Here is an 11,160-nt window from a genome sequence, read left to right on the forward strand (position 1 = left end):
TCAGGGCTCGTACTTGTAGCCCAACCCCCGGATGGTCACGAGATGGCGCGGATTCGAGGGATCGGGTTCGATCTTCCCCCGAAGGCGCTTGACGTGGACGTCGAGCGTCTTGGTGTCCCCCACGTAGTCGGAACCCCAGACGCGGTCGATCAGCCGGCCACGCGTCAGGACGATCCCCGAATTGCGCAGGAGCAGCTCGAGGAGCTCGAACTCCTTGAGAGGGAGGGCCACCGGCTCGCCGTCGATACTCACCGTGTGGCGCTCCACGTCCATGCGGATGCGACCGGCCCGGATGGTGCTCGGGGCCGGTTCCTCGGCCTCCCCACGGCGCCGGAGGACCGCGCGGATCCGGGCGATGAGCTCGCGCGAGGAATACGGTTTCGTGACGTAGTCGTCCGCCCCGAGCTCCAGTCCCAGCACCTTGTCCATCTCCGTGTCCTGGGCCGTCAGCATGATCACCGGCACGCTCGAGCGCAGGCGCAGCTGCCGGCAGACCTCCGAGCCCGAGAGTCCGGGGAGCTGCAGATCCAGGAGGACGAGGTCAGCACCCGACCGGTCGAACTCGGCCACTGCCTCGAGGCCGTCCGCGACGACGGAGACCTCGTAGCCCTCCCTGCCGAGGAGATAGGCGAGGGGATCGCTGAACGACTCCTCGTCCTCGACGACCAGGATGCGCATCATGCCGGAACACCGTGCTCGTGGGCGGGAGCCGCGACTCCCGCGCCGTCGCCGTCCGAACCCGCTTCCATCTCCGGCAGTCGGACGGTGAACGTGCTTCCCTGGCCTGCCTGGGACCAGACGGTGACCTCGCCACCGTGATTGGAGACGACATGCTTGACGATGCTGAGGCCGAGGCCGGTGCCCCCGGTCTGGCGTGAGCGGGCGGCGTCGATCCGGTAGAACCGCTCGAAGATGCGCTCCTGCTCCTCGGCAGAGATGCCGGGGCCCTGATCGGTCACTGAGACCTGCACGAGACCGTCCTTCGAGCGCACACCCACCCCCACCCTCGTGCCGTCGGACGCATAGCGGATGGCGTTGTCGATGAGATTGCGGAACGCGGTCATGAGCAGGTCGCTGTCGCCGTAGACCGGCGCCCGGACGGAACCGCCCACCACGATCTCGATCTGCTTGCTCTCGGCGGGGAGACGGTTGCGGTCCACGGCCTCACTGATGACCGCATTGATGTCCACCGGCTTGCCGCGCCGCACGACGTCGGTGCCCTGCAGCCGGGAGAGTTCGATGATGTCCTGCACGAGGGCCGAGAGGCGCCCGGACTCCTTGTGCATGCGCTGGGCAAAGCGTCGGACGGCCACCTCGTCCTCCGCGGCGTCGTCGATGGCCTCGGCGAGGAGCGAGATGGCACCCACGGGCGTCTTGAGTTCGTGCGAGACATTCGCGACGAAGTCGTTGCGGATCTCCTGGGTACGGGTGATCTCCGTGCGGTCGTCCGCGAGAACCAGGATGTACTCGGAGCCCAAAGCGGCGACGCGGACCTGGACCACGATGGTGCCCTGCCCGAGGGGCCCACGGGGAAGTTCGAGCAGGCGCTGCTCGATCACGCCGTCGCGGCGGACGCGCGCCGTGAGCTCCAGCAGTTCGGAATGGACCACGGTGTGCCCGCGCACCAGGCCGAAGGCGTAGGCGGCAGGGCTGGCGCGGACGACGCCGTCGATCGCGTCCACGATCACGTACGCGCGCCCGATGACCGAGAGGACCTCCGCGGCGCCGTCGGGGAGGGAGGGTTCGTCCTCGTAGAGGAGCCGGAGCCGCTGCGCCTCGCTGGCGCGGAAGGCCGCCATCCCGCTCACCCCGAGGGCGAGGCCGACCAGCCCGGCCAGGAGCGTCAGGAGAAGGGGGTCCACACCCCCAGCTTATGCGGTGCCGCCGGGCGGCATGGCTTGTTCGGTGGCAATCAGTGGGTGGTTCAACTAACGTTCACCCAGAGCGGAGCAGCAGTTCACCGCTGACTGGAATGCTCGTCGGTGGGACTGTCGATCCGATCGCAGTCGAAACTTCCAGCTAAGGACTCCACGTGCGCAAGGTTTTCCAGGCCGAACTCCACCAGATCGGCGAGGGGCTGATCGAGATCTCGCAGCTGGTCTCCGACGCCGTGCAGAAGGCCAACACGGCGTTCAGCACCGCCGACACCGAACTCGCGCAGGACGTCATCGCGGCGGATGCGCGCATCGACTTCCTCCAGAACGATCTCGACGAGCGGGCCATCGACATCCTGGCCCTCCAGGGACCCGTGGCCTCGGACCTGCGCATGATCGTGGGTGCACTTCGCATGAGCGCGTCCCTCGAGCGCATGGGCGATCTGGCGCGCCACATCGCCCAGCTGGCCCGACTCCGCTTCCCCGCCAATGTCATTCCCGACGGCGTCCGCGCCACGTTCGACGAACTCGCCGACCTGGACGAGCAGATCGCCGGAAAGGTGAAGGAGCTCCTCGAGACCCGCAATCTGGAGCTGACGAACGAGATCAATGCCGCCAAGGCACGCGTCAGCGCCCTGCACGCCGGGGTGTTCAAGGCCGTCGCGGCGGACGACTGGAACGAGAGCGCCCCCACGACGGTGGACGTCACCCTGGCCAGCCGGTACTACGAACGCTTCGCGGACCACGGCGTCTCGGTTGCCAGCAAGGTCACCTACCTCGTGACCGGCGAATGGCAGCCGAGCGCGCCGCTGGTCTGAGCCCGCCCCGGCGGTACTCCCGCCGGACTAGTGCTTGCCCTGGTTGGCGACGGCGGTGATGGACGCGGCCGCCGCCTCCGGATCGAGATAGGTTCCTCCGGCCTTGACCGGAGTGAGCTCCTCGTCCAGCTCGTACACGAGCGGTATGCCGGTGGGGATATTCAGCGCCGCGATGTCCTTGTCGCTGATGCCGTCGAGGTGCTTCACGAGTGACCGCAGCGAGTTCCCGTGGGCCGCGAGGAGAACGGTCCTGCCGGCCCTGATGTCCACCGTGATGTCCGACTCCCAGTAGGGCAGGAAGCGCTCCAGGACGTCCTTGAGGCACTCGGTGCGCGGGAGGTCTTCGCCGAGGTCGGCGTACCGGGGGTCATCGGCCTGCGAGTACTCACTGGAGTCCTCGAGCGGCGGGGGCGGGGTGTCGTAGGACCGCCGCCATTCCATGAACTGCTCCTCGCCGAACTCCGCGAGGGTCTGGGCCTTGTCCTTGCCCTGCAGCGCACCGTAGTGGCGCTCGTTGAGGCGCCAGCTCCGCTTGACGTCGATCCAGCTGCGGTCGGCCGCCTCGAGCGCGAGATTCGCGGTGATGATGGCTCGCTTCTGCCGGGAGGTGTAGACGATGTCGGGGAGGAGCCCTGCCTCGGCGAGCAGCCGGCCACTGCGGGCGGCCTCCTCGCGGCCCTTCGGTGTGAGGGCGACGTCCACCCAGCCCGTGAAGAGGTTCTTCTCGTTCCATTCGCTCTGCCCGTGGCGCAGCAGGATCAATGTGTAGGTCATGGGGCCAGTCTGCCGTATCCCGCTGCCGCAGGTCATGTCCGCGGCTGCCCTGTTTCCCCGTCCGTGCCCTACCCTTGAGCAGTGCCGCCGCGACAACGATCCCCGAAGACCCTGGGGACCATCACCCGCGGCACCACCAATCCCAATCGCCTCCGCCGCGTGGACCGCTGGCTCGCCGGGCCCCAAGGACACCGCCTGCGCCGGGCCGCCGAACCCCTCGTGGTGGACCTCGGCTACGGCGCGGCGCCGGTCACCGCAGTCGAACTGTTCTCACGCCTGCGGTCGGTGCACGACGGCGTCGAGGTGGTCGGCATCGAGATCGATCCGGCGCGCGTGGCCGCCGCCGAGCCGCTGGCCAGGCCCGGCCTGTCCTTCCGGCAGGGTGGCTTCGAGTTGCCGCTCGGGGGTCGGCGGCCCGCCCTGGTGCGTGCGTTCAACGTGCTGCGACAGTACGGGGAGGACGAGTACGCCGCGTACTGGGACGAGGTGCGGGGCCGGCTTGCGCCCGACGGCCTCTTCGTGGACGGCACGTGCGACGAGATCGGGCGCCGCGCGGCCTGGGTGGCGCTCGATGCCACCGGTCCACTGTCCCTGAGCATCTCCCTGCGTTTCGGTGCCTTCGCACGCCCGTCCGACGTCGCGGAGCGGCTGCCCAAGGCCCTGATCCATCGCAATGTGGAGGGCGAACGGGTCCACGCCTACCTGCGGGCCCTGGACCGGGCCTGGCTCGACGCGGCGGCTCTCGCATCCTTCGGCAACCAGCAGCGCTGGTCCGCCATGTGTTCGGCGCTCAAGGCCGACGGCTGGCCGCTGCTGGACGGTCGCTCGCGGTGGCGGCTCGGTGAGGTCACCGTCGCCTGGTCGGCCGTGAGGCCGGGGTAGGGACTCCTACCAGGGACCGTAGGGTCCGCTGTTGCCGCCCCGGCCCGAGGTCTGGCTGACGGCCGGCTTCACATCCGCGAGGTAGACGCAGGCAGCGATGATCGCGATGAGCTGGAAGAGATTGAAACCACCGCGGCTCGCGAGCACGGACAGCAGGCCGACGACGACGGAGCCGGCGGTGAGTGCCAGCCAGAAGCCCTTGGTGCGCTTGAATGCGGCCTCGAACGAGGTCCCGGGACGCCGGACGCAGTCGGCCAGGGCCCAGACCTCGATGCCGAGGGCCACCAGGCCGAGCACGAGGTACAGATAACGCTGAATTTCGAAGACGAGGAGCACGCCCTCAGCTTAGCTGGCCCGTGTGCCGCGCAGTGCCCGGTCGAGATCGGCCCAGAGGTCGTCCACGTTCTCGATGCCCACCGACAGGCGCACGAGTTCCTCGGGAACCGTCGCCGGCTCGGCGGGCTGTCGCCGTCGTCGCTCGATCAGGGACTCGACACCGCCGAGCGAGGTGGCCGGGAGCCAGAGCCGGACGGCCGCCACGAGGGCATCGGCGGTCGCGACGTCGTCGAGTTCGATGCTGATGATCCCGCCGAACCCGTTGAACTGGGCGGCGGCGCGCTCATGTCCGGGATCCGTCGGCAGACCCGGGTAGCGGACGCGGCGGACCGCGGGATGCCCGGCGAGCCGGTGGGCGAGAGTGGCTGCGTTCTCCTGGCTCCGTCCCATGCGCAGTGCGAGTGTCCGCAGCCCGCGCAGGGCGAGCCACACCTCGAACGGCCCCGCGATGGCGCCGTGCAGGGTCCGGTGGGAGAGCAGACGCTCTCGGAGCTTCGGGTCATTGGTGACCAGCGCACCGAGGACGACGTCGGAGTGTCCGGCCAGCCACTTGGTCACCGAATGGAGTACGACGTCGACCCCGTCGTCCAGCGGTCGGTGGACGATGGGCGTGTTGAAGGTGTTGTCGGCGACCACGAGTGCCCCTACGGCGTGGGCTGCCTTCGTCAGCGTGGCCGGCTCGGCGACCTCGAGCATCGGGTTGGTGGGACTCTCGAGCCACAGCATGAGGCTTCCGGCGTCCGCCCGGGCGGCGAGCGCCTCCAGCTGCGAGAGGACCGACTCCGTGTCGGCGATGTCCACCAGATGCAGCTCGAAGCGACCCTGGGCCTCGAGATCAGCGGCCAGGCTGAGGGATCCTGCGTAACCGTGGCGCGGCATGACCACCACGCCTCCCGTCGGCACGAGGGACAGGGCTGCTGCCGCTGCGCCGAGGCCCGATCCGAAGACCAGCGCCGGTAGTCCGGCGCCCTCGAGCAGGCCGAGCGCCTCCTCGAACGGATCCCAGGTGGGGTTGGACCCGCGGGCGTAGATGCGGTCCCCCGCTTCGGGCGTGCGGGTCTCGTGGAAGGTCGACGAGAGCACGATGGGTGCGTTGACGGGGGCGTCGTGCTCGCGAGGGGGCCGTCCGGTCGCGACCACGAGGGTGTCGGGGGCCAGGTCCCCGTAGGGCAGGTTCTGCTCGGTCATGGCTCCCACCCTAGTTGGGCGGCAGCGCTGCGCAGGTGGATCTCCTCCTCACCTGCAGATGAAGTTGCCTGTGCCCTACCGACTGTCGCCCTACCGACTGGGTCACGTCTGGGCCAGCTCGAATCGCCCGGAGGAGTCCCGTGGCCGGTTTCCCGGGCAGTCACCCACCAGCTGCAGACGTCGTCGTGAAGTGAGCCGGCCACACTGGTCTCCCAGGAGCTGGAGGAGTAGCGCGGTTGACCCTCGGCACAGTCAGCCACCGGCCGCAGACGCCTTCGATGTCGGTGTGGCCGCGTATCCCGCGTCGATGTGTTCATCCCTGTGAGGAAGGCGCGGCGTCAAGCTCTCTGCCGCCTGGACCTCTGCCGGTCGTGCTTCGTATCGTCTGGCACCGGGTCCGCTGCCGAGGGTCAAGTCCCTGGTAGTGGTGTAGCTCGGTGTCCTTGTGAAGTCTCAGGACATCGTGGACGGTTCTGTCTCAGGACATCGTGGACAGTGTGTCTCACGACATTGTGGTCACTTCACTGGGCGCTGGGGTTTTCTCGGGTATGGACTCAAATACGGTGCCCCCGGATGTACGTTGGTCGATCGCGAACTGGCCTCAGGACGCTGAGCGGGGAGAGGTCAGCCGTTTCTGCCAACGAAACGGCATTAGCCGCTCGGTGTTCTACAAGATCCGCGCTCAAGCCCAGGAACAGGGCCCGGTCGGAGCCACTGAACCGGGGTCTCGTAGGCCTCTGAGGAGCCCGCGGCGCACTGACTCGGACATGGTCGAGCATGCCCTGGCGGTTCGGGCCTGGCTCGTCGGGCAGGGCTTGGACGCCGGCCCCTTGTCGGTGCACGCGAAGATGCAACGCCAAGGCCTGAACCCGCCCTCGCGAGCGACACTGGCCCGGCTCTTCGCCGCGGCTGGGGTTTGCGGACCTGAGCCGCGTAAGCGGCCCAGGGCTGCCAATCGCCGGTTCGTCTACCCGGCGCCGAATTGTTGTTGGCAGATCGACGCGTTCTTCTGGTCCCTGACCGATGGGACCACGGTTGCGATCCATCAGGTCATCGATGATCACTCACGGTTGGCGTTGGCGACGCTGGTCGCCGAGGGCGAAACAGCCAAAGCAGCGGTGAAAGTCGTCTCGACGGCCATCCGTTGTTGGGGCGTGCCGCAACGAGTGCTGTCGGACAACGGGTTGGCGTTCAATCCCACCCGTCGAGGTTTCACGGGCAAACTCGTGGACTACCTCATCGACCTCGGTACCAAGCCCATCACCGGTAAGCCAGACAAACCCACGACCCAGGGCAAGAACGAACGGTTCCATCAGAGCCTGCAGAAATGGTTGAACGCACGCCCACCAGCCACCACGATCACCGCCCTGCAAACCCTGGTCGATGAGTTCGACGCGTACTACAACCACGAACGCGTTCACCAAGCCCTCGACGGCAAGACACCGATGGAAGCCTGGCACGCCACCACCCCGGCACCGGCACCGATTCCGCAGCCTCGCCTGCCGCGCATGCCACCCTCGGTACGAACAGCACCACCAACGACACCAACGGTGAAGATTGCTGACACCGGGCCGCAGCTCCAGCCATACCCGCAATCACCGCCCAGAAGCAGAACTCCGTTGGCGTTGCACCCCGGCACGGGCAGTTCCGAGGTAAGGGTCAAGCAGAACGGGCAGGTCAAAGCGTTGAGCTGCTTGTTTTACGTCGCTACCAGCCAGGCCGGGCAACGCGTGCATATCATCTGGGACGAGAGGGTAGTTGAAATCTTCGACGGCGACGGCGGGCACATCGTCACCTACCCGCGCCCGGAGGCGACCGGCCTCTACTACGGGCCTCGCACCCCCACAGGGACCATCATCAAAGGCGCCGGTCACAACCCGTCAGCTGGGACCACCGGCACCGCAACACGGACCGTGTCCAAGGGCGGATACATCGGGGTTCTCGCCAACAAGTTCTACGCCGGATACAAGCGCCAAGGTGAACACCTCAGCATCACCTGGGACACCAGCACTGTCATTCTCTCCCAATCAGATGGCACAGTCATCGCCCGCTACGACAAACCCACCCAGCGGCGTGGCTGGCACGGACCCGACCGGCAGAAACCATCCACGACGTCCTGAGACATGCACTTGTCCACGATGTCATGAGACACAACTGCACACGATGTCCTGAGACATCACATAGCTCGGTGTCCTTCTGGTTGGTGAGTTAGGCGCTGAGGGCGAGTGTTGGTTCGTTCACCTCGGCTCCGTCGGTGTCGTCGACGATGGTGAGTCGGCTCTTGGCGAGGATGTCGAGGCCGAGGTAGCGGCGACCTTCGGCCCATTCATCGGTTTGTTCGGCCAGGACGGCGCCGACGAGTCGGGTGATCGCGTCGCGGTTCGGGAAAATCCCGACGGAGTCGGTGCGGCGGCGGATCTCTCGGTTGAGGCGCTCGTTGGGGTTATTGGACCAAATTTGCTGCCAGAGGCCTTCGGGGAACCCCGCGAATGCGAGGATGTCATCCCGGGCGGCGTCGAGGTGTTCGTGGGCGTCGGGTAGCTTCCCGTCGACGTAGTCCAGCAAGCGGTCGAATTGGGCGTTCACCGCGGCGGCGTCGGGCTGATCATAGACACTGTGGAGCATCGCCTTCACTGCCGGCCACAGACTCTTCGGCGTCACACTCATCAGGTTCGCCGCATAGTGGGTCCGGCATCTCTGCCAGGCCGCGCCGGGCAGGTTCGCGGCGATCGCTTCGACCAGTCCCCTATGGGCGTCGGAGGTGACCAGGCGGACACCGGTGAGGCCGCGGGCGACGAGATCGGCGAGGAACGTGTTCCATGCCGCGCCTGTTTCCGACGTCGCGACGCGCAGGCCGAGAACCTCCCGGCGCCCATCGGCGTTGACGCCGGTGGCGACCATGACGACCGCGTTGATGACCCGACCGCCTTCGCGGACCTTCATCGTGAGAGCGTCGGCGGCGACGAACGTGAACGGGCCAGCATCGGTGAGGGGTCGGTGGCGGAACTGATCGACCTGCTCATCGAGCTCCGCAGCCATGCGGGAGACCTGCGACTTCGACAACGAGTGGACCCCGAGGGTCTTCACGAGCTTGTCCATCCGGCGGGTCGAGACGCCCGCGAGGTAACAGTCGGCCACGACGGTGATCAGGGCTGTCTCAGCTCGTTTGCGGCGTTCGAGGAGCCATTCCGGGAAGTACGTGCCCTGCCGCAGCTTCGGGATCTGAATGTCGATCGTGCCGGCCCTCGTGTCGAGGTCGCGGTGCCGGTAGCCATTGCGCTGCGTGGTGCGGCCGGGCGTGGGTTGACCCCATTCGGCGCCGATCACCGCGTCGGCGTCAGCGGACAGAAGGGCGTTGATCATGGTCTGCAGAAGGGTGCGCATCAGATCTGGGGACGCGTCAGTCAGGGCTTCGCCGAGGAGGCGTGCAGGGTCGACAATATGAGGAGCGGTCATCGTGGAGATGCCTTTCGAGTGGGATGTGAGAGTTTCCTCGAAGGATCACACGGTGGCCGCGCCCACGTCCAAGACGAGAACACCCAGCCACCGGCAGCTACACCACTTTATGGGGCACTACTCTGCCGAGTGAAGGGGGTGCCGTGGAGGAGTAGATGTGGCCCGTGGGCGTTCGGAGATCCATGGTGTGGGTTGGACCGGCGCGGGTGCTGGCTCTCCATCCCCTGATCTCCTTGGTGTGGTTGCATGCTTCACACAGACCTGCACCGTTCTGGAGGCTCGTGGGGCCATCATCCTGCCAGGGGACGATGTGGTCGTAGTGACGGATCGGCGCGTCGCAATAGGGCGTTCGGCAGGAGCGGTCGCGGACCTGGATGAAGCGGCGCTGCCCGGTGGTGAAGAACCTGGACCTCGAGTCCGCGGCCAGGAGCTCCCCGGTGCCGGGTGCCGTATAGAGCCGGCGGATCCACACCCTGTGTTCCAGCTCCGGGTCGGGAACAGCTCCGCGCTGCACTGAGCGTTCACTTGCAGGAGTACGCCCGCACTGCGCTGCGGATTCATGTCCGGCAACACCTTCGCCAGCTCCAGTAACACCTTTTCCAGCGCGGACATGTGCTGAGCTGAGGAAGCGGCCGGGGTCGACGGCACGATCCGCAGTGGGAGTCTGCTTAGGGTCGAGCGCAGCGCGGGCCCAGTCGGCGGGGACGATGCCGTAACCGGTCAGGTGCGCGGGCTCGTTGTCTCCCTGCAGGAGAGTGCGGTCCGTCATGACGAGTTGGAGGTCCACACCGCAGAACCCGGCGCGGGAACCGGTGGTCCGCTCGACGAGTTCGTCGGCCATGATCTGGCCGCGGCTGCGCTGATCACCCGTAGACCGAAGGGCATCGGCCTTCTTCGTCAGTGCTGCGTAGACGCTGACTCCCTGCGCGACGGGGAGCAGCGCGGTCAGATAGGTCATGGTGTCCGGTGCCGGGCGCAGACTGACGCACCGTTCCGTAGCGGCGTGGCGCGCACGCCGGGCCACGGATGACGGGTCCCTGCGGTACGCAGCGGCCCGGGCCGCCGCGGTGATGGCACGGTCCCCTGCCCCGACGAAGGTCCCCGCGTCGGCGGCGAGCTCGTCGTCCACACCACACCGGTCTGCGGCCGTCAGGCATGCGGTCTCCCGCACCAGAACGGTTGCCCTCCACTCGTTCAGCTGACCCGACTCCAGCGCGGCCAGGGTGTGCGGCATCTCGGTGACCAGCGCCTTCGCCAGCCCGAGCAGTCGATTACCGCGCGATGGGGACTCACCCCTGGCAAGGGCGATCTGCGCGGCGACGCCCCGACCCTGTTCCTCCCGAGGGACCCCTGCTTCCGCCTGGGAACGGCGCTCCGCGACATCGAAGGCCACGGCGATCCGCGCTTGGGCACCTGCGATGGCGCCCTTGAGATCCTCGAGCTGACGCAACTGGTCGATCAGTCCCGCTCTGTCGTCACCGACGGTCAGGGAAGCCACATCCTGAATCAGGGAACGCACGGCGGAACGCGGCGTGGCGCCGTCCCGCCGCTTGCCTGCGTGGCTCCGGCGAAGTCCGGAACGCCCGCTCGGAGCGCCGACGACGCCCGCCGGCATGTCCTGCGGCATGTCCTGCGGCGTGGCATTCGAGCACCCGTACTGCGAGACGCCCGTTGGCCCGTCCTGCGGTACGGCCTTCGCGGACATTCCCTTCAGGGGTCTGTCCTTGAAGGCGCCCAGGACGAGGTGTTCCGGCACGACTGCCGTCTCTCTCCGTCCGGGTCTCCGCCTGCTGTCCATACCCCAGTTTTTCAGCAATCAGCCGGCTGATCCG

10 protein-coding genes are annotated in these 11,160 nt (G+C 67.4%); 3 read left to right on the top strand and 7 right to left on the bottom strand.

The genetic code is table 11. The features are described 5' to 3' along the window. Together FQ377_RS10535 and FQ377_RS10540 are read right to left on the bottom strand one after the other, a co-directional pair. On the bottom strand, window positions 1–681 hold the full coding sequence (locus tag FQ377_RS10535; protein WP_148601237.1) for a response regulator transcription factor: 681 nt from the start codon (window positions 679–681) through the stop codon (window positions 1–3). Beyond that, on the bottom strand, window positions 678–1,862 hold the full coding sequence (locus FQ377_RS10540) for a sensor histidine kinase (RefSeq protein ID WP_148601238.1): 1,185 nt from the start codon (window positions 1,860–1,862) through the stop codon (window positions 678–680). Before FQ377_RS10540 ends, FQ377_RS10535 begins: the two co-directional genes overlap by 4 nt. Before the next feature lie 170 nt (window positions 1,863–2,032). Here FQ377_RS10540 and phoU point away from each other — a divergent pair, with 170 nt between their 5' ends. Beyond that, window positions 2,033–2,692, top strand: a complete 660-nt coding sequence (gene phoU / locus FQ377_RS10545; RefSeq protein WP_148601239.1) for a phosphate signaling complex protein PhoU — start codon at window positions 2,033–2,035, stop codon at window positions 2,690–2,692. Window positions 2,693–2,719: 27 nt separating this feature from the next. On the opposite strand, the gene FQ377_RS10550 is transcribed toward phoU, so the two are convergent. Further along, window positions 2,720–3,466: a phosphoglyceromutase gene (locus FQ377_RS10550; protein WP_148601240.1), complete on the bottom strand. Its 747-nt coding sequence runs from the start codon at window positions 3,464–3,466 to the stop codon at window positions 2,720–2,722. An 81-nt stretch (window positions 3,467–3,547) separates the two neighbouring features. Here FQ377_RS10550 and FQ377_RS10555 point away from each other — a divergent pair, with 81 nt between their 5' ends. Continuing rightward, window positions 3,548–4,348, top strand: coding sequence for a class I SAM-dependent methyltransferase (locus tag FQ377_RS10555; protein ID WP_148601241.1), 801 nt, complete (start codon window positions 3,548–3,550; stop codon window positions 4,346–4,348). Window positions 4,349–4,354: 6 nt separating this feature from the next. Here the strand turns inward: FQ377_RS10555 and FQ377_RS10560 are convergent, their stop codons facing one another. Both FQ377_RS10560 and FQ377_RS10565 read right to left on the bottom strand, forming a co-directional pair. Further along, window positions 4,355–4,684 (bottom strand): DUF2516 family protein, encoded by a 330-nt coding sequence (locus FQ377_RS10560; RefSeq protein ID WP_148601242.1) that lies wholly within the window; start codon window positions 4,682–4,684, stop codon window positions 4,355–4,357. Window positions 4,685–4,693: 9 nt separating this feature from the next. Then, complete coding sequence (locus tag FQ377_RS10565; protein WP_148601243.1) at window positions 4,694–5,872, bottom strand: trans-sulfuration enzyme family protein; 1,179 nt, start codon at window positions 5,870–5,872, stop codon at window positions 4,694–4,696. Between the two features lie 767 nt (window positions 5,873–6,639). On the opposite strand from FQ377_RS10565, the gene FQ377_RS10570 reads away from it, so the two are divergent. Continuing rightward, on the top strand, window positions 6,640–7,992 hold the full coding sequence (locus FQ377_RS10570) for an integrase core domain-containing protein (protein ID WP_187393330.1): 1,353 nt from the start codon (window positions 6,640–6,642) through the stop codon (window positions 7,990–7,992). An 88-nt stretch (window positions 7,993–8,080) separates the two neighbouring features. On the opposite strand, the gene FQ377_RS10575 is transcribed toward FQ377_RS10570, so the two are convergent. Next, a complete protein-coding gene (locus FQ377_RS10575; RefSeq protein ID WP_136455120.1) occupies window positions 8,081–9,328 on the bottom strand; it encodes an IS256 family transposase in 1,248 nt (415 codons plus the stop codon). 97 nt (window positions 9,329–9,425) lie between these two features. Then, entirely contained in the window at window positions 9,426–10,955 is a 1,530-nt protein-coding gene (locus FQ377_RS10580; RefSeq protein ID WP_262364420.1) for an HNH endonuclease, read from the bottom strand. Between the last annotated feature and the right edge of the window lie 205 nt (window positions 10,956–11,160).

The organism is Arthrobacter echini (assembly GCF_008107445.1).
Lineage (GTDB): Bacteria > Actinomycetota > Actinomycetes > Actinomycetales > Micrococcaceae > Arthrobacter_D > Arthrobacter_D echini_A.

Excerpts from the sequence above, each read along its gene's own strand:
- FQ377_RS10550 (WP_148601240.1), bottom strand. The coding sequence starts at position 3,466 with ATGACCTACACATTGATCCTGCTGCGCCACGGGCAGAGCGAATGGAAC.
- FQ377_RS10575 (WP_136455120.1), bottom strand. The coding sequence starts at position 9,328 with ATGACCGCTCCTCATATTGTCGACCCTGCACGCCTCCTCGGCGAAGCC.
- FQ377_RS10570 (WP_187393330.1), top strand. The coding sequence starts at position 6,640 with ATGGTCGAGCATGCCCTGGCGGTTCGGGCCTGGCTCGTCGGGCAGGGC.
- FQ377_RS10565 (WP_148601243.1), bottom strand. The coding sequence starts at position 5,872 with ATGACCGAGCAGAACCTGCCCTACGGGGACCTGGCCCCCGACACCCTC.
- FQ377_RS10580 (WP_262364420.1), bottom strand. The coding sequence starts at position 10,955 with ATGCCGCAGGACATGCCGGCGGGCGTCGTCGGCGCTCCGAGCGGGCGT.
- FQ377_RS10535 (WP_148601237.1), bottom strand. The coding sequence starts at position 681 with ATGATGCGCATCCTGGTCGTCGAGGACGAGGAGTCGTTCAGCGATCCC.